Here is a 17,594-nt window from a genome sequence, read left to right as displayed (position 1 = left end):
TTCAGGCTTCATAGAGAAATTGCCGAAATTCGCGCAAAATCCCGCCACATCGCCACCAAAATAACAAGCGAAGAAGATATCTACTGTGCAGAATGCAAAAACCCTGGACCCGGTCATGCTGGGACGACCGGTGCAAGCCTTCGACCAGTTGGCCGCGCTGCTCGCCCGCCAGGTGGAAACGCAGATGCAGCAAACCGGCCATCGCCCGGTAGCCATGCGTATCGAACACGCTCACTTCACGCCGTTGCGCGCTGCGGCTCCGGCTCAGCCGCAGATCACCCTGACCCGCGCCACCGTGCAGGCGCACATGGCTGCGCGCTACGGCTTCACGCAGGACGACATGACCCCGACGTCCGACGACCAGCCCGCCAGCCCGACCGAGCAGCGCATTGCCACCGCCTTGCACGATGCGGTGCGCCGCGCCACCCAGACCACGCTGATGCCGGCCGCAACGGCTCAGCCCCTCATCACGGCCAGCACCTGGCAATGGCAGGCCCAGATCCAGGTCGCGGACAGCGCCTGGCAACCGTTGAACATCGCGCTGGACATAGCTTGCTGTCAGGCGCTGGAGCAACAGGTGTTGCTGCTGCGGCGCACTCGCCCCGCACCCACCCCGGCAACGCCCAAGCCGGCAGCGCCCCTGCACATCCAGTTGACCGCACGGCTGCTGGAAAAAACCGTCTCCACCGCCGATGTGCAGGCCCTGCGCACCGGCAGCGTGCTGCCGATTGCCCTGGGCACCACCACGGTGCTGATCAATGGCGAAGCCCTGCTTGCGGCCACCGTGACCGAACACCAGGGCAAGCTGCACCTGACGGCCTTTGAGACTTTGGAATGAACACGATGGATCTCCACACCGATATGGACCTGCAGGATCTGCTGGACAGCAATGCACAAGCCCCTGCCGCCGATACCCCTGCGCCAGCGCTCAGCCCCCCCGAACCCGAGCGTCTGTCGCCGTTTTTGCACCGCATCCCCGTCACGCTGACGCTGGAAGCCGGCTCCGCCCGGATCACCCTGCAGGAACTGGCTGATCTGGGCACCGACAGCGTGGTGCCGCTGGACACCGTGGTGGGCGAGCCGCTGACCATCAAGGTCAATGGCTCGCCCATCGGCAAGGGGGAGGTGGTGGTCTGCGGCGAGGCATACGGACTCAAGGTCCTGGAGCTGAGTGCCAATCTGCCTGCACTGAGCCACTGATCCACAGATTTCCAGCATGCAACAACACATGCACAGGGCGCTTCGCGCCCTCGTTTTTTTGAGTCTGGCCAGCGGTCTATGGCTTTGCGTGAGCCACGCCCAGGCCGCCAATATCCCCCTGCTGGAAAGCCAGCAAAGCCACGGGGTGACACAGCTGTCGATCAAGACCGAGATCTTCATCCTCATGACGCTGCTGGGTCTGCTGCCCATGATGGCCTTGATGATGACCACCTTCACGCGCTTCATCATCGTACTGGCTCTGCTGCGCTCCGCACTTGGCCTGCAGCAGGGCCTGCCCACGCGCGTGCTGACCGGAGTGGCGCTGATCCTCACCCTGCTGGTGATGCGCCCCGTGGGCGAGCGCCTGTGGACCGAGGCCTTCGAGCCCTATGAAAAAGACCAGATCGGCTTGATGGAAGCGCTGCGCCGCGCCGAAAAACCGATGTCGGACTTTTTGCTGGCCCAGACCCACGAGGCCGCACTCAAGCAGGTCAGCGCCCTGGCCAAGGAAGGCCCGGTGGCCAGCCCGCAGGACCACGCCTTCACCGTCAAGGTGGCGGCCTTTGTGCTCAGCGAGCTCAAGACCGCGTTCATGATCGGCTGCGTGCTGTTCATTCCGTTTCTGGTGATCGACCTGGTGGTCTCGTCGGTGCTCATGGCCATGGGCATGATGATGCTGTCGCCGCTCGTGATTTCGCTGCCCTTCAAGATTTTGCTGTTCGTGCTGGTGGACGGCTGGTCGCTCACAGTCAACACGCTGGTCACCAGCGTCCAGGGGCTGTAGCAGCATGACGCCCGACATCGCCGTGGACCTGATGTTGCAGGCCATCCAGTTGGTGCTGGTCATCGTGGCCGTGCTCGTGGTGCCAGGCCTGCTGGTCGGCCTGTTGGTGAGCCTGTTTCAGGCCGCCACCCAAATCAACGAGCAGACGCTGAGCTTTCTACCCCGCCTCATGGTCACCTTGCTGGCCCTGGCACTGAGCGCGCGCTGGCTGGTCACCCAGCTCATGGATTTTTGCGTGCGCTTTTTCCAATACGCCAGCACGCTGCTGGGCTGAGCCTGAACATGGAGCAAGGCCTTTATCCGTATCTGCTGCAATGGCTGCAGCCGCTGTGGTGGCCGTTCGTGCGCACCATGGCGCTGCTGTCCTTCGCCCCGATCTTTGGCGACCCCACCGTGCCCCAGCGGGTGCGCGTCATCATCGCCATGGTGCTGGCCGTAGTCATGCTGCCCAGCGTCGCCCCCCATGTCTCGGCAGTGGAGGCGTTTTCGCTGCGCGCCGTGGCGCTGACGCTGGAGCAGATCGCCATCGGCGCGGTGCTGGGAATAGGCCTGCAATTTGCCACCACGGCGCTCAGCATTTTTGGCTATCTGAGCGCTTCGCAGACCAGCCTGGCCATGGCCATGCTCAACGACCCCGTGCATGGCAGCTCCTCGGACGCGCTCTCGGTGCTGGCACTGCTAATGGGCATGCTGCTGTTTTTCGCCCTCGACGTGCACCTGCTGCTGGCCGGCATTCTGGCCGCCAGTTTCGACGCCTGGCCCGTGGGCCAGAGCCTGAGCCGCCTGCAGCTGCAAACCGTGGCCTACAACATGGGCTGGGTGTTTGCCGCGGCCTTTTTGCTGGCCACGCCCATCATCTTTGCCGCCATGCTGGTGCAGTTGGGCTTTGGCTTCATGGCCCGCATCTCGCCCAGCCTCAATATTTTTGCGTTGGGCTTTTCGGTGGTCACACTGTTCGGCCTGGCCATGCTGGCCTTCATGCTGCGCCACATCCCTGCGCACTATCTGCAGATGACGCGCCGCGCGCTCGATATGCTGACGCAGCTCATGAAGGGCTGACATCGTGGCCGACAGTGCTGGCGACAAGTCCGAAAACGCCTCGGACCACAAGCTGCGCAAATCGCGCGAGGAAGGCCAAGTGGCGCGCTCGCGCGATCTGGCCACGGCCGTGGGCCTGGTGGCCACGCTGCAGGTGACGGCACTTTTCATGCCCGACTATCTGCGCAAATTCCACGCCCTGTTCCAGCGCGGGCTCGACGACACCTCGGGCCCCGGCTCCCTCAACAACATCGTGGGCGCGGTCTGGGCCGACGCCGGCTGGCTGTTCGCCCAGATGCTGCTGCCCCTGTTCATCACGCCGCTGCTGGTGGCCGTGGCCTCGCTGGTGCCCGGTGGCTGGCTGCTGTCGGCCAAGAATCTGCAACCCAAGTTCAGCCGCCTGAGCCCCCAGCAGAACCTGTCCAAGTTCTTCAAGGCCAAGCATTACGGCGACCTGGTCATGTCGGTGCTCAAGGTCTCAGCCGTGGCCGCCGTGGTCTACGCCTACTGCAAGGCCAATGTGCGCCACTTCACGGCACTGCCATCAATGACGCTGGATCTGGCGGTGCGCGAGGGCATACATCTGTTTCTCTCGGGTGTGATGTCCATCGTGGTGATCTTCATCATCCTGGCCCTGATCGACGTGCCGCTGCAGCGCTTTTTCTTTCTGCGCGGCCAGCGCATGAGCAAGCAGGAAGTCAAGGAAGAGCACAAGAGCAACGAAGGCCGGCCCGAGGTCAAGAGCCGCATCCGCCAGATCCAGCGACAGCTGGCGCGGCGCAGCGTGCGTGCCACAGTGCCCCAGGCCGATGCCGTCATCGTCAACCCAGAGCACTACGCCGTGGCCGTGCGCTACGACTCGCAGCGCGCCGAAGCCCCCTATGTCATCGCCAAGGGCGTGGACGAGATGGCCTTCTACATCCGCGACATTGCCACCCGCCACCAGGTGGAGGTAGTGAGCCTGCCGCCGCTGGCGCGAGCCATTTACCACACCAGCCAGGTGAACCAGCAAATCCCCTCGGCGCTCTACCAAAGCGTCGCCCAGGTGCTGCACTACGTGCTGCAGATCAAGGCTTTCCGCCAGGGCCGACGCCCTGGCCGCCCCGATCTACCGCGCGAGCTGGATATACCCGCCGAACTGTCCGACCCCCAACCCGCCCCATGAAGTACCTCACCGAACTGCGCCAGGCGCTTTCCCGCCACCAGTGGGCCGTGCCCGTGTTTCTGCTGGCCTTGCTGGCCATGATCATGCTGCCGCTGCCGCCGCTGGCGCTGGACATCTTCTTCACCTTCAACATCGTGGTGTCGCTGGTGGTGGTTCTGGTGGCCGTGGGGGTCAAGCGACCGCTGGACTTTTCCATCTTTCCCACCGTCATCCTGGCCACCACGCTGATGCGCCTGGGCCTGACCGTGGCCTCCACGCGCGTGGTGCTGCTGCACGGCCAGAACGGCCCGGATGCGGCCGGCCATGTGATCGAGTCCTTCGGCAACGTGGTGATCGGCGGCAATTTCGTCGTAGGCCTGGTGGTGTTCGTCATCCTGATGATCATCAACTTCGTGGTGGTGACCAAGGGCGCAGAACGCATTTCCGAAGTCTCGGCCCGCTTCACGCTGGACGCGCTGCCTGGCAAGCAGATGGCCATCGATGCCGACCTGAATGCCGGCCTCATCAATCAGCAGCAGGCTCAGACGCGCCGCCGTGACGTAGCGACCGAGGCCGACTTCTACGGCGCCATGGACGGTGCCTCCAAGTTCGTGCGCGGCGATGCCATCGCCTCCATCCTGATTCTGGTCATCAACCTGATCGGCGGCGTCGCCATCGGCTCGCTGATGCACGACCTGCCGCTGGGCGAGTCCTTCCGTCTCTACGCACTGCTGACCATCGGCGACGGCCTGGTCTCCCAGATTCCGGCCCTGCTGCTGTCGGCAGCCTCGGCCGTGATCGTCACCCGCATCAGCGACGCCGATGCGGGTGAATTCCCCGACCAAGTGCGCCAGCAACTGCTGGCCAAGCCCACGGTGCTGTACAGCGCTGCCGTGGTGATGCTGGTGCTGGGCCTGATTCCTGGCATGCCCTGGCTGCCCTTCCTGGCTTTTGCCAGCGTGCTGGTGCTGGGCGGCTGGGTCATGGCCAAGCAACCGGCCAGGCCTCTGCCCGCCCAGGATGAAATGGTCTTGCTGCAGACCGTGACCGCAGCCGCTGCCCAGGACTTTGGCTGGCACAGCCTGCCGATCACCGAACAGTTGTCGGTACGCGTGGGCTACCGCCTGGTCGGCCAACTGGACCCGGCTCAGGGCGCACCTCTGGCCGTGCGCCTGCGCGGCGTGCGCCAGACCATCAGCGAAGCCATGGGTTTTGTCCTGCCCCCTGTGCATGTGCGCGATGACCTGACGCTGCCACCCAACCAGTACACCGTGCTCATCAACGACACCGTGGTGGCCAAGGCCGAGGTGCATGCCGACCGGCTGATGGCCATTCCCTCGCCCCATGTCTACGGTCAGCTTGACGGGATCCCCGGCATCGAGCCCGCCTACCAGTTGCCCGTGACCTGGATCGAACCCAAGGACAAGGCCCATGCCCTGGGCATGGGCTACCAGGTGGCGGACTGCGTGAGCATCGTCGCCACCCACCTCACGCGCGTGGTGCGCAGCCATCTGGACGAGCTGATCCGCTTCGAGGACGTGCACGCCATGGGCGAACGCCTTACGGCCTTGTCGCCCAAGCTGGCCGCCGCGCTGGAAAAAGCCTGCCCCGCGCCGCTGCAGCACACGGTGTACAAGCAGCTGCTGCGCGAGGGTGTTTCGCTCAAGGACATCGTGCTGATCGCCACCGCCCTGGTGGACAGCGCCGAAGCCACCAAGGACCCCATCCTGCTGGCCGCCGAGGTGCGCTGCGCGCTGCGCCGCCAGATCGTCAACTCCACCGTGGGATCGGTGCCCGAGATCCAGGCCTTCACTCTGGGCAACAGCCTGGAGCAGCTGCTGCTGGGCGCGCTGAACACCGCACGCCACACCAACAAGAAGGTCGCGCTGGATAACTTCCCGGTGGATCCGAATCTGCTGGGCCAGTTGCAGGAGCACATGAGTCATGCGCGCGATCTGATGAAACAGCAGGCCACGGCACCGGTGCTGCTGGTCACACCCCAGCTGCGCCCCCTGCTGGCGCGCTACGCACGCCTGTTTGCCCAAGGTCTGCAGGTGCTGTCCTTCAACGAGGTACCAGAGGGCAAGGAATTGAAGGTGCTAGGGACAGTTGGCTAAAAGAGGAGCATCCAGCGCAACAAATACAATGGCTTCAGCAATAAAAGCCATTGAAATCGATGTCCAAAAAGCGGTACATGCTACATTTTATATAGCGATCGATACATCCAGACATCGCACTCATGAATGCCATGCCCGCACCAGCGGACTACAGGGGCTGTGCCAGCTCGCCCGCCCCAAATGGCACAGTATCTAGAGCTTGCCCTGGCAGATAACGCCGCGCCATCCAGCCTGGCAGGTGCACCTGCATCTGATCGCTCCCCTGAAGCAGGGCCAGCAGTGGCGTACCGGCGCGCACATAGGCCACCTGGCGCACGCGCGTCGGGTCCGGCCAATCGGCCAGAGGAATGATCAGGACATCGATATGCCGCAGGTCCTCGTCCTCGTAGAGCAGCCGTTCGAACAGATCCGGGCGCAGCGCCATCTGCCGCACATGGGCCATATCGCGCTCGGGACTGCCTCCCTCTTGCGCCACATATTGGGCAAAGCGCGCCAGCAGGTCCTTCTGGAACTCGGAGGCGCTGCGGCGCACGTTCAGAAAGCGCATGCCCGCGCCCTGCTCGCGCAGCATCTGGCGCGTGGGTGCCACGGTGGCATTCGTGCCCACCTCTACCTGCAACTGCAGGTAGGCAAATTGCGCTTGGGAGGTGCGTGCCACCATGCGCCAGTGCTGCAACTCGTCGAGCGCATCGCGAATACCGAAAAGCGCCAGCAGGCCCATACCGGGACGCGGCGCTCTGGCATCCATAGCCCGGTTGCGAAATGGAATCGAGTTCGCAACCACCTGCAGACCATGCCCTTCATCGAACACACGCTCCGCCCCAACCACGGGTTGCAGATGCTTGCCATGCAGGCGAAACAGGCTGAGCAATGTGAGCTGGACACGAGACGAAACGGTATGGGACATAGGTGCGGGAAACGTCTACATCGGGGGTGGGTGAATCAATGGCGTGACATACAGTATATTCACAATGCTAAATTTCACACCAAGATTCCTTCTATTCTGTCGTTTCTGCACGCATTGCGTCAGCCGAACAGGGTCGCCATGACGTCACTTGAGCAGCAGGCACCTGAACAAGCCTAAATTGCAACAATCTCACCCTTCACACCATGATCCCTTCCAACCGCCCCGTCCTAGGCCGTGATCTGGATGCTGTCCGTCAGGAGTTCGGCTTGCTGACCAACGACATCATCTGGGTGCTCAGCATGTCGATCACACGTTGGATGCAGGTGGTGCGTCAGGCACCGGATGAGCCCGTCAAAGATCCTACCCTGGCCTTGCTGGTGCGCTTTCTGGCTCAGCACCCGGAACTGGCCGTGATCCCCAAACAGCCCACTGCGCCCGAGATGCTGGCCTTCATGAACGAGATTGCCGATATTGAGCCCAAGCGCTTTGCCACTTATTTCGGTGCCGAAAGCTCTGCCGCCTATCGCTGGATGCGGCCCGATGCCCGACCGTCATCCACCGTCACACGGCTCATGCACTTTCTGAAGACCGCTTTGCTGATGCAGGACGCAGCAGGACGCACCCAGTTGCTGGAAGATTGGCGCAAGACAGTAGCCCAGGAAGCACGCAATCGGGGCGTGGACGACGTGTTCAAGACCGGACGCTGGACCACACCCATTCTCGACAACGGCGCACCGTCCTCCCCTCTCAAGCGCCCTGCCGCCCCCGTCGACGCCGAAGATTGAGACAAAAAACGCCGCAAAAGCGGCGTTTTTGGAACAGGCTTCGTACAGCCGATCAGAGACTTAACCCTGCTTGGCCTGAGCCAGCATGGTGCCGGCATCGCTGACTTCAAACTTGCCGGGAGCTTCCACGTTCAGGGTCGCAACCTTGCCGTCCTTGACCAGCATCGAGAAGCGATTGGCGCGCAGGCCCAGGCCCTTGCCGTTCAGGTCCAGCGTCAGGCCGGTCGCCTTGGCAAAGGCCGCATCGCCGTCGGCAATCATGCGCACCTTGCCAGCCACCTTCTGATCGCGGCCCCAGGCGCCCATCACGAAAGCATCGTTCACGGCCAGGCACCAGATTTCATCGACGCCAGCAGCCTTGAGCTCTTCGGCCTTGGCCACATAGCCTGGCAGGTGCTTTTCGGAGCAGGTGGGCGTAAAAGCGCCGGGCACGGCAAACACGGCAATAGTCTTGCCGGCCAGAGCCTCGGGCAACTTCACGGGGTTGGGACCAAGGCTGCAGCCATTGCCTTCCACTTCCACATATTCCATCAAGGTCACTGCGGGCAGGGCATCACCAACTTTAATCATGACTATCTCCTTTGTTGCAAAGCACGGACCGCATTCTTGGCGGCCCAAATAAAAAAACGACCCACAGCATTGTGGGTCGTTTTCAAGGGCTTTGCAGCCGGCGGGCCTGGTTAGGCTTACACCAGAGCAGCCTTTTGAACCAAGCGGGTAGCAACCCAGTTCTTGGTCTTGGAGAGAGGACGGCTCTCGGTGATTTCAACCACGTCGCCCAGCTTGTACTCACCTTGCTCGTCATGAGCGTGGTACTTGCTCGACTTGATCATGATCTTGTCGTAGATGGGGTGCTTGACGCGGCGTTCCACCAGAACGGTCACAGTCTTGGCACGCTTGTCGCTGACCACCTTGCCAATCAAGGTGCGCTTGAGGGATGTTTTAGCTTCCGTCATGTCGGCTCCTTACTTGGCGGCTTGCTTTTCAGCAAGGATGGTCTTGGCACGAGCGATGTCACGGCGTGTAGCCTTGATGGTCGCAGTGTTGCCCAGTTGTTGCGTGGCCTTTTGCATGCGCAGACCGAAGTGAGCCTTTTGCAGGGACTTCACTTCAGCTTCCAGACCAGCCACGTCTTTTTGGCGGAGTTCAGCAGATTTCGTCATGTTGATCTCCTTAAGCACCAATGTGACGGGACACGAAGGTCGTGCGCAGAGGCAGCTTTGCAGCAGCCAGGCGGAACGCTTCACGGGCCAGCTCTTCAGGTACACCCACGATTTCGTAGATCACCTTGCCGGGCTGGATTTCGGCCACGTAGTACTCGGGGTTGCCCTTACCGTTACCCATACGCACTTCGGCGGGCTTGGTAGAGATGGGCTTGTCCGGGAACACGCGGATCCAGATACGACCACCACGCTTGACGTGACGGGAAATTGCACGACGTGCAGCTTCGATCTGGCGTGCGGTCAGACGACCACGGTCAGTAGACTTCAAACCGAAATCGCCGAAGGCAACGGAGTTGCCACGGGTAGCGATGCCGGTGTTGCGGCCTTTTTGTTCCTTACGGAACTTGCGGCGTGCAGGTTGCAGCATGTTTATTCTCCTTTACCGTCCGCTGCTGTAGCGGGCGCGTCGGCCTTACGAACGCGCTTAACGGAATCAGCACCAGCGCCAGCAGGCTTGTCGCTGCCATCGGCAGGAGCGGCATTGGTGCCTGCGGGACGACGGCCACCACGGCCAGCGCCATCACGGCCATCACGGCGACCGTCACGACGAGGACCACGAGGACGACGCTCGTCTTCAGGACGGGGCGTTTCCACGGCGGGCAGATCGTTACGGCCCAGGGTGTCACCCTTGTAGACCCAGACCTTCACGCCGATGATGCCGTAAGTCGTCTTGGCTTCGGAGAAGCCGTAGTCGATATCGGCACGCAGAGTGTGCAGAGGCACGCGGCCTTCACGGTACCACTCGGTACGAGCGATTTCGATACCGTTCAGACGACCGGAAGACATGATCTTGATGCCTTGAGCACCCAGACGCATGGCGTTCTGCATGGCACGCTTCATGGCGCGGCGGAACATGATGCGCTTTTCCAGCTGTTGGCAGATGGAGTCAGCGATCAGCTTGGCATCGATTTCAGGCTTGCGCACTTCTTCGATGTTCACAGCCACGGGCACGCCCAGGCGAGCAGCGAGTTCCTTCTTCAGGGCCTCGATGTCTTCACCCTTCTTGCCGATCACCACGCCCGGACGAGCCGAGAAAATGGTGATGCGGGCGTTCTTGGCAGGACGCTCGATCAGAACGCGAGCCACGGCAGCGTTCTTCAGCTTGGCCTTCAGGTACTCGCGCACCTTGATGTCTTCGGCCAGCATGCCGGCGAAGTCACGGTTGCTAGCGTACCAGCGGCTTGCCCAGTTGCGGCTCACCGCCAGACGGAAGCCGGTAGGATGGATTTTCTGTCCCATATTCTTCCTTAAGGCCTCAGTTACCCACTGTCACATAGATGTGGCAGGTAGGCTTGCTGATGCGGTTGCCACGGCCCTTGGCGCGAGCAGTGAAACGCTTGAGCGTAGTGCCTTGCTCGACGTAGATGGTCTTGACCTTCAGTTCGTCGATATCGGCGCCGTCGTTGTGCTCAGCGTTGGCGATAGCGGATTCCAGAACCTTCTTCAAGATCACAGCAGCTTTTTTCTGTGTGAACTGGAGAATGTTCAGAGCTTGATCCACCTTCTTGCCGCGGATCAGATCCGCGACCAGGCGACCCTTGTCAACAGACAGGCGGACGCCACGGAGAACAGCACGTGTTTCAGACATGTTCTATTCCTTACTTCTTGGCTTTCTTGTCCGCAGGGTGACCCTTGAAGGTACGAGTCAGCGCGAATTCACCCAGCTTGTGGCCAACCATCTGGTCAGTCACATAAACCGGCACGTGTTGCTTGCCGTTGTGCACGGCGATGGTCAGACCGATGAACTCGGGCAGGACCATGGAGCGACGCGACCAAGTCTTCACTGGCTTCTTATCCTTGGTGGCGATGGCCTTTTCGACCTTAGCCAGCAAGTGATGGTCAACAAACGGACCCTTTTTAAGAGAACGAGTCATTTGCTACCCCTTACTTCTTACGGCGCGACACGATCATTGTCTGTGTGCGCTTGTTGTTACGGGTACGGTAGCCCTTCGTCAGATTGCCCCATGGGTCAACTGGGTGACGGCCTTCACCGGTCTTACCTTCACCACCACCGTGCGGGTGGTCGACAGGGTTCATGACCGTACCGCGGACGGTAGGACGAATACCCATCCAACGCTTCACACCGGCCTTGCCCAGACGGCGCAGGCTGTGTTCTTCGTTGGCAACTTCACCGATGGTGGCGCGGCACTCAATGTGTACCTTGCGGACTTCGCCCGAACGCATACGCACTTGAGCGTAGATGCCTTCGCGAGCCAGCAAAGTGGCGGAGGTACCAGCCGAGCGAGCGATCTGAGCACCGGCACCGATCTTCAGTTCGATGCAGTGGATGGTCGAGCCCACGGGGATGTTGCGGATAGGCAGGGTGTTGCCCACGCGGATAGGAGCTTCGGAGCCGCTGATGATGGTAGCGCCGACTTCCAGGTTGCGAGGAGCAATGACGTAGCGACGCTCGCCGTCTGCGTAGCACACCAGAGCGATGTGGGCAGTACGGTTGGGGTCGTATTCAATGCGTTCAACCTTGGCGGGGATACCGTCCTTGTTGCGCTTGAAGTCCACCACACGGTAGTGGTGCTTGTGACCACCGCCCTTGTGGCGAGTTGTGATGTGACCGTTGTTATTACGACCGGCCTTCTGGAATTGAGCTTCCAGCAGGGGGGCAAAGCCCTCACCCTTGTGCAGGTGGTCGCGAGTAACCTTCACCGCGCCGCGTTGGCCGGGGGTCGTAGGTTTGAGCTTGATAACAGCCATGATTACGCAGCCTCCCCAGACAGGTTCAGCTCTTGACCGGGCTTGAGCATCACGTAAGCCTTGCGCACATTGTCGCGACGGCCCACGGTCTTGCCAAAGCGCTTGGTCTTGCCCTTGGTGTTCACCACAGACACGCCAGCCACTTCAACCTTGAACATCAATTCCACAGCGGCCTTGATTTCGGGCTTGGTAGCGTTCTGCAGCACCTTGAATGTCACAGCATTGGACTTTTCAGCAACCAGAGTGGCCTTTTCGGACACGATGGGAGCGACCAGTACTTGCATCAGACGACCTTCGTCAAACTTGGTAGTGCTCATGCGAACATCTCCTTGAGTTTGTCGATCGCACCCTTGGTGACGAGCACTTTCTTGTAGTGCACCAGCGACACGGGGTCTGCATAGCGCGGCTCAACCACGAACACGTTCTTCAGATTGCGGGATGCCAGGTACAGGTTCTCGTCGATTTCTTCAGCGATCACCATCACCGACGAAGACAGGTTCATAGCCTTGAACTTGTCTGCCAGCACCTTGGTCTTGGGGGTATCCAGCGTCAGGGACTCCACAACTGCCAGACGGCCTTCGCGGGCCAGCTGAGACAGGATGGCAGTCATACCGGCGCGGTACATCTTCTTGTTGATCTTCTGCGAGAAGTTTTCTTCGGGCAGATTGGGGAAGATGCGACCGCCGCCACGCCACAGAGGCGAGGAGGACATACCAGCACGTGCACGGCCTGTACCCTTTTGCTTGAAAGGCTTGGCGGTGGTGTGACGCACTTGTTCACGGTCCTTCTGGGCGCGAGTGCCTTGACGTGCGTTGGCACGGTAGGCAGTCACCAGCTGGTGGACCAGATCTTCGTTGAATTCACGACCGAACACAGTCTCGGGAGCTTCCACCTTGGAAGCGGCCTGGCCTTGTTCATTCAGGAGTTCGAGCTGCATTAGTTCGCTCCTTTGGAAGCTTTAGCCTTGATCGCGGGGCGCACGGAAACGAAGCCGCCCTTGGCACCAGGAATGGCACCCTTGATCAACAGCAGTTGGCGTGCTTCGTCGATACGAACCACGTCGAGGTTTTGAGTAGTGACGGTTTCGTCGCCCATGTGGCCAGTCATACGCTTACCGGGGAACACGCGACCGGGGTCTTGTGCCATACCGATAGAACCGGGAACATTGTGCGAACGGCTGTTACCGTGCGAAGCGCGCTGCGAACTGAAGTTGTGGCGCTTGATCGTGCCGGCGTAACCCTTACCGATGGAGGTGCCTTGCACGTCCACCTTCTGGCCAACGCTGAACAGCTCTGCCACAGGCAGAACGGCACCAGCGGCATACTTGCCAGCGGTTTCATCAGTCACGCGGAATTCACGGGTCACTTCACCGGCTTCGACACCCGCCTTGGCGAGGTGGCCGGCTTGAGGCTTGGTCACGCGAGAAGCCTTGCGTGCACCGAAAGTGACCTGCAGGGCCACATAGCCATCGTTCTCTTGGGTTTTGACCTGAGTCACTCGGTTGTTAGAAACATCCACCACTGTGACAGGCACTGCGTCCCCATCATCAGTGAACAGACGCATCATGCCCACCTTGCGACCCAGCAACCCCAGGGAGTTGCTCAGACTCATTTGTTTGCTCCAAAACTTTTGCCGCTGAAACTGCAATTGGCCCAGCGTTGTGCTTTAGCAATCATGCCTAGCACACAAAAGAAGGTTAATAAAACTTCGCATCAAAAGCGAAGCTCCAAATTTTAACGCGAACTGCTTTTTCAAGCAAGTTCGCGTTAAACAAAGACCCTTAAAAGCCTCTTGCGAGGCTTCCAAAACTCTTATTGCAGTTTGATCTCGACGTCCACACCTGCGGGCAGGTCCAGCTTCATCAGAGCGTCAACAGTCTTGTCAGTCGGGTCCACGATGTCCATCAGACGCTGGTGCGTACGGATTTCGAACTGGTCACGGCTGGTCTTGTTGACGTGAGGCGAACGCAGGATGTCGAAGCGCTTCATGCGTGTCGGCAGGGGCACGGGACCCTTGACGATGGCGCCGGTGCGCTTGGCGGTATCAACGATTTCAGCTGCAGACTGGTCGATCAGCTTGTAATCGAAAGCCTTCAGACGGATGCGGATTTTTTGCTTAGACATTGTTAATTCCTAGCTTTTCTAAGAATTAGGCAATGATCGTGGCAACCACACCAGCGCCCACAGTACGACCACCTTCGCGGATAGCGAAACGCAGACCTTCTTCCATGGCGATGGGGGAGATCAGCTTCACAGTGATCGACACGTTATCGCCAGGCATCACCATTTCCTTGCCTTCGGGCAGTTCGATGGAGCCGGTCACGTCAGTTGTACGGAAGTAGAACTGGGGACGGTAGTTGTTGAAGAAGGGAGTGTGGCGACCGCCTTCGTCCTTCGACAGCACGTAAACTTCAGCAGTGAAGTTGGTGTGGGGCTTGATGGAGCCGGGCTTGCACAGCACTTGGCCGCGTTCCACGTCTTCACGCTTGGTGCCGCGCAGCAGCAGACCCACGTTGTCGCCAGCTTGACCTTGGTCCAGCAGCTTGCGGAACATTTCCACGCCGGTGACGGTGGTCTTGACGGTGTCCTTGATACCGACGATTTCGATTTCTTCGCCGACCTTGACGATACCGCGCTCGATACGGCCGGTCACCACGGTACCACGACCGGAGATGGAGAACACGTCTTCCACGGGCATCGCGAAGGCGCCGTCAACAGCACGCTCGGGAGTGGGGATGTAGGTGTCCAGAGCTTCGGCCAGCTTCAGGATGGCAGGCTCGCCCTTGTCGGACTGGTCACCTTCCAGGGCCAGCTTGGCGGAGCCGCGGATGATGGGGGTGTCGTCACCGGGGAAGTCGTACTTGGACAGCAGCTCGCGCACTTCCATTTCGACCAGTTCCAGCAGTTCTTCGTCGTCCACCATGTCGGCCTTGTTCAGGAACACGATGATGTAGGGCACGCCCACCTGACGCGACAGCAGGATGTGCTCGCGAGTCTGGGGCATGGGGCCGTCAGCAGCGGAGCAAACCAGAATAGCGCCGTCCATCTGAGCGGCACCAGTGATCATGTTCTTCACATAGTCAGCGTGACCAGGGCAGTCCACGTGAGCGTAGTGGCGGTTGGCAGTTTCGTATTCAACGTGCGAAGTGTTGATCGTGATACCACGAGCCTTTTCTTCGGGGGCGTTGTCGATCTGCGAGTAGTCCTTGGCTTCACCGCCGAAGTGCTTGGACAGCACGGTAGCGATAGCAGCAGTCAGAGTGGTCTTGCCGTGGTCAACGTGACCGATGGTGCCCACGTTCACGTGGGGCTTGGTGCGTTCAAACTTTTCTTTTGCCATGATTTCTCCGAAAGAGCAAAAACCTGTGTGATGTTTAAGGTCTGCACCTCATTGCTGATTCGCCCCGCACAGGAAACAGGACGGCATGGGATCGCAGACCGGCAAAAATCGCGGCAATCCTCAAGGGACTGCCGCGATTGGAAGCCTTAGATTATGACGGATTCGTCAAACCTGCGTCAATTACTTGGCGCGGGCAGCGACGATGGATTCGGCCACGTTACGAGGAGCTTCAGCGTAGTGCTTGAATTCCATGGTGTAGCTGGCGCGACCTTGAGTCATGGAACGCAGCGAAGTGGCATAGCCGAACATTTCGGACAGAGGCACTTCAGCCTTGATGGCCTTGCCGCCACCAACCATGTCGTCCATGCCCTGCACCATGCCGCGACGGGAAGACAGGTCACCCATCACGGTACCGGCGTAGTCTTCAGGTGTTTCCACTTCCACAGCCATCATGGGTTCCAGGATGACGGGGTTGGCCTTGCGGGCAGCTTCCTTGAAACCGAAGATAGCGGCCATCTTGAACGCCATTTCGTTCGAGTCCACATCGTGGTACGAACCGAAAGTCAGCGTAACCTTCACGTCGACCACAGGGTAGCCAGCCAGCACGCCGGAAGTCAGGGCTTCGATCACACCCTTTTCCACTGCAGGGATGTATTCGCGAGGAACCACACCGCCCTTGATGGCGTCGACGAACTCGAAGCCCTTGCCGGCTTCTTGAGGTTCGACGGTGAATACCACGTGACCGTATTGACCCTTACCACCGGACTGACGAACGAACTTGCCGTCCACGTCCTTGACCGTGCTGCGGATGGTTTCGCGGTAGGCAACCTGGGGCTTGCCCACGTTGGCTTCCACGTTGAATTCGCGCTTCATGCGGTCAACGATGATTTCCAGGTGCAGCTCGCCCATACCGGCGATGATGGTCTGACCGGATTCTTCATCAGTACGCACGCGGAAGGAAGGATCTTCTGCAGCCAGACGCGACAGGGCAATACCCATCTTTTCCTGGTCGCTCTTGGTCTTGGGTTCCACAGCCTGTGCAATCACGGGCTCGGGGAACACCATGCGTTCCAGCACGATGGGTGCTGCGATATCGCACAGGGTTTCACCGGTGGTCACGTCCTTCAGACCCACGCAGGCAGCGATGTCGCCGGCACGGATTTCTTCGACTTCCACGCGGTCGTTGGCCATCATCTGCACGATACGGCCGATACGTTCTTTCTTGCCCTTGACGGCATTCAGAACGGTCTCGCCCTTGGTCAGAACGCCAGAGTACACGCGCACGAAGGTCAGCTGGCCCACGAAGGGGTCAGTCATCAGCTTGAAGGCCAGAGCCGAGAACTTCTCAGCGTCGTCGGCCTTGCGGCTCAGCTTCTTCTCTTCGTCATCGGGGTCAGTACCGGTAACGTCAGGAATGTCCACAGGAGCGGGCAGATAGTCGATCACGGCGTCCAGCATGCGCTGCACACCCTTGTTCTTGAAGGCTGTACCGCACAGCATGGGCTGAATTTCAACCGCCAGAGTACGGGCACGGATACCGGCCTTCACTTCTTCTTCCGACAAAGTACCTTCTTCCAGGTACTTGTTCATCAGCTCTTCCGAAGCTTCAGCAGCGGCTTCCACCAGGTTTTCGCGCCACTTGTTGGCGGTTTCCACCAGTTCGGCAGGGATATCCTGGTATTCAAACTTCATGCCCTGGGAAGCTTCGTCCCAGATGATGGCCTTCATCTTGACCAGATCAACCACGCCCAGGAAGTTTTCTTCAGCGCCGATTGGGATCACCACGGGCACAGGATTCGCGTTCAGGCGAGTCTTCATGCCTTCATAGACCTTGAAGAAGTTGGCACCGGTACGGTCCATCTTGTTCACGAAGGCCAGACGAGGCACCTTGTACTTGTTGGCCTGACGCCACACGGTTTCGGACTGGGGCTGCACGCCACCCACAGCGCAATACACCATGCAAGCACCGTCCAGCACGCGCATGGAACGTTCCACTTCAATCGTGAAGTCCACGTGACCGGGGGTGTCGATGATGTTGAAGCGGTGTTCTGGGTAAGACAGATCCATACCCTTCCAGAAGCAGGTCACTGCAGCGGAAGTGATGGTGATACCACGCTCTTGCTCTTGCTCCATCCAGTCGGTGGTGGCAGCGCCGTCGTGCACTTCGCCCAGCTTGTGGGTCACACCGGTATAGAACAGGATACGTTCTGTAGTGGTTGTCTTACCTGCGTCAATGTGAGCGGAAATACCGATGTTGCGATAGCGCTCAATGGGGGTCTTGCGAGCCATGATGGATCCTTGCTTGATCGTATGGGAGTACTGCCGGCCCCGCATTGTGCGCAGGAGGC

General features: G+C 60.1%; 23 protein-coding genes. 8 read left to right on the top strand and 15 right to left on the bottom strand.

The annotated features are described in order from the left end of the window. The first annotated feature begins 85 nt into the window (after window positions 1–85). The 7 genes from QYQ99_RS12580 to QYQ99_RS12550 are packed head-to-tail and all read left to right on the top strand — an operon-like array spanning window position 86 to window position 6,283. Window positions 86–838 (top strand): hypothetical protein, encoded by a 753-nt coding sequence (locus tag QYQ99_RS12580; protein WP_302092931.1) that lies wholly within the window; start codon window positions 86–88, stop codon window positions 836–838. Then, window positions 835–1,200: a FliM/FliN family flagellar motor switch protein gene (locus tag QYQ99_RS12575; RefSeq protein ID WP_302092930.1), complete on the top strand. Its 366-nt coding sequence runs from the start codon at window positions 835–837 to the stop codon at window positions 1,198–1,200. Before QYQ99_RS12580 ends, QYQ99_RS12575 begins: the two co-directional genes overlap by 4 nt. Window positions 1,201–1,216: 16 nt before the next feature. Further along, window positions 1,217–1,984 (top strand): flagellar type III secretion system pore protein FliP, encoded by a 768-nt coding sequence (gene fliP, locus QYQ99_RS12570; RefSeq protein WP_302092929.1) that lies wholly within the window; start codon window positions 1,217–1,219, stop codon window positions 1,982–1,984. Between the two features lie 4 nt (window positions 1,985–1,988). Beyond that, a complete protein-coding gene (gene fliQ, locus QYQ99_RS12565) occupies window positions 1,989–2,258 on the top strand; it encodes a flagellar biosynthesis protein FliQ (protein WP_003081826.1) in 270 nt (89 codons plus the stop codon). Between the two features lie 8 nt (window positions 2,259–2,266). Continuing rightward, a complete protein-coding gene (locus tag QYQ99_RS12560) occupies window positions 2,267–3,043 on the top strand; it encodes a flagellar biosynthetic protein FliR (RefSeq protein WP_003081829.1) in 777 nt (258 codons plus the stop codon). Between the two features lie 4 nt (window positions 3,044–3,047). Beyond that, the gene (flhB, locus tag QYQ99_RS12555; RefSeq protein ID WP_302092928.1) at window positions 3,048–4,187 is read left to right on the top strand and encodes a flagellar type III secretion system protein FlhB; all 1,140 of its coding nucleotides are present in this window, start codon (window positions 3,048–3,050) and stop codon (window positions 4,185–4,187) included. Continuing rightward, window positions 4,184–6,283, top strand: coding sequence for a flagellar biosynthesis protein FlhA (locus QYQ99_RS12550; protein ID WP_302092927.1), 2,100 nt, complete (start codon window positions 4,184–4,186; stop codon window positions 6,281–6,283). Before flhB ends, QYQ99_RS12550 begins: the two co-directional genes overlap by 4 nt. 148 nt (window positions 6,284–6,431) lie before the next feature. On the opposite strand, the gene QYQ99_RS12545 is transcribed toward QYQ99_RS12550, so the two are convergent. Continuing rightward, on the bottom strand, window positions 6,432–7,190 hold the full coding sequence (locus tag QYQ99_RS12545) for a hypothetical protein (RefSeq protein WP_302092926.1): 759 nt from the start codon (window positions 7,188–7,190) through the stop codon (window positions 6,432–6,434). Between the two features lie 203 nt (window positions 7,191–7,393). Here QYQ99_RS12545 and QYQ99_RS12540 point away from each other — a divergent pair, with 203 nt between their 5' ends. After that, a complete protein-coding gene (locus QYQ99_RS12540) occupies window positions 7,394–7,975 on the top strand; it encodes a hypothetical protein (RefSeq protein WP_302092925.1) in 582 nt (193 codons plus the stop codon). A 60-nt stretch (window positions 7,976–8,035) separates the two neighbouring features. Here the strand turns inward: QYQ99_RS12540 and QYQ99_RS12535 are convergent, their stop codons facing one another. The 14 genes from QYQ99_RS12535 to fusA form a co-directional block, all read right to left on the bottom strand. Further along, window positions 8,036–8,545, bottom strand: coding sequence for a peroxiredoxin (locus QYQ99_RS12535; RefSeq protein ID WP_302092924.1), 510 nt, complete (start codon window positions 8,543–8,545; stop codon window positions 8,036–8,038). A gap of 116 nt (window positions 8,546–8,661) precedes the next feature. Next, on the bottom strand, window positions 8,662–8,931 hold the full coding sequence (gene rpsQ, locus QYQ99_RS12530; RefSeq protein ID WP_003059401.1) for a 30S ribosomal protein S17: 270 nt from the start codon (window positions 8,929–8,931) through the stop codon (window positions 8,662–8,664). 9 nt (window positions 8,932–8,940) lie between these two features. After that, window positions 8,941–9,138 (bottom strand): 50S ribosomal protein L29, encoded by a 198-nt coding sequence (rpmC, locus tag QYQ99_RS12525; protein ID WP_003059403.1) that lies wholly within the window; start codon window positions 9,136–9,138, stop codon window positions 8,941–8,943. Window positions 9,139–9,148: 10 nt separating this feature from the next. Beyond that, complete coding sequence (rplP, locus tag QYQ99_RS12520) at window positions 9,149–9,565, bottom strand: 50S ribosomal protein L16 (protein ID WP_003059405.1); 417 nt, start codon at window positions 9,563–9,565, stop codon at window positions 9,149–9,151. Between the two features lie 2 nt (window positions 9,566–9,567). Beyond that, the gene (gene rpsC / locus QYQ99_RS12515; RefSeq protein WP_003059406.1) at window positions 9,568–10,437 is read right to left on the bottom strand and encodes a 30S ribosomal protein S3; all 870 of its coding nucleotides are present in this window, start codon (window positions 10,435–10,437) and stop codon (window positions 9,568–9,570) included. A 16-nt stretch (window positions 10,438–10,453) separates the two neighbouring features. Beyond that, the gene (rplV, locus tag QYQ99_RS12510) at window positions 10,454–10,786 is read right to left on the bottom strand and encodes a 50S ribosomal protein L22 (RefSeq protein WP_053284304.1); all 333 of its coding nucleotides are present in this window, start codon (window positions 10,784–10,786) and stop codon (window positions 10,454–10,456) included. A 10-nt stretch (window positions 10,787–10,796) separates the two neighbouring features. After that, window positions 10,797–11,072, bottom strand: a complete 276-nt coding sequence (rpsS, locus tag QYQ99_RS12505; RefSeq protein ID WP_003059413.1) for a 30S ribosomal protein S19 — start codon at window positions 11,070–11,072, stop codon at window positions 10,797–10,799. Window positions 11,073–11,082: 10 nt separating this feature from the next. Further along, window positions 11,083–11,907, bottom strand: a complete 825-nt coding sequence (rplB, locus tag QYQ99_RS12500; protein ID WP_003059414.1) for a 50S ribosomal protein L2 — start codon at window positions 11,905–11,907, stop codon at window positions 11,083–11,085. 2 nt (window positions 11,908–11,909) lie between these two features. Further along, window positions 11,910–12,224, bottom strand: coding sequence for a 50S ribosomal protein L23 (gene rplW, locus QYQ99_RS12495; RefSeq protein WP_003059415.1), 315 nt, complete (start codon window positions 12,222–12,224; stop codon window positions 11,910–11,912). Further along, entirely contained in the window at window positions 12,221–12,844 is a 624-nt protein-coding gene (rplD, locus tag QYQ99_RS12490) for a 50S ribosomal protein L4 (RefSeq protein WP_003059416.1), read from the bottom strand. Before rplD ends, rplW begins: the two co-directional genes overlap by 4 nt. Continuing rightward, window positions 12,844–13,518 carry a 50S ribosomal protein L3 gene (rplC, locus tag QYQ99_RS12485; protein WP_003059417.1) on the bottom strand — a complete coding sequence of 225 codons (675 nt, stop codon included), beginning with the start codon at window positions 13,516–13,518 and terminating at the stop codon, window positions 12,844–12,846. The genes rplD and rplC overlap by 1 nt, the downstream gene beginning before the upstream one ends. Before the next feature lie 200 nt (window positions 13,519–13,718). Next, window positions 13,719–14,030, bottom strand: a complete 312-nt coding sequence (gene rpsJ, locus QYQ99_RS12480; protein ID WP_003059431.1) for a 30S ribosomal protein S10 — start codon at window positions 14,028–14,030, stop codon at window positions 13,719–13,721. 25 nt (window positions 14,031–14,055) lie between these two features. Then, window positions 14,056–15,246 carry an elongation factor Tu gene (gene tuf / locus QYQ99_RS12475; RefSeq protein WP_053281820.1) on the bottom strand — a complete coding sequence of 397 codons (1,191 nt, stop codon included), beginning with the start codon at window positions 15,244–15,246 and terminating at the stop codon, window positions 14,056–14,058. Window positions 15,247–15,426: 180 nt separating this feature from the next. Further along, a complete protein-coding gene (gene fusA, locus QYQ99_RS12470) occupies window positions 15,427–17,535 on the bottom strand; it encodes an elongation factor G (protein ID WP_302092923.1) in 2,109 nt (702 codons plus the stop codon). Window positions 17,536–17,594: the final 59 nt, after the last annotated feature.

The sequence above is a fragment of the Comamonas testosteroni genome, from assembly GCF_030505195.1.
GTDB lineage: Bacteria > Pseudomonadota > Gammaproteobacteria > Burkholderiales > Burkholderiaceae_C > Comamonas > Comamonas testosteroni_G.
Note: the sequence above shows the minus strand (reverse complement) of the source record. Positions and strands in the feature narration are given on the sequence as shown.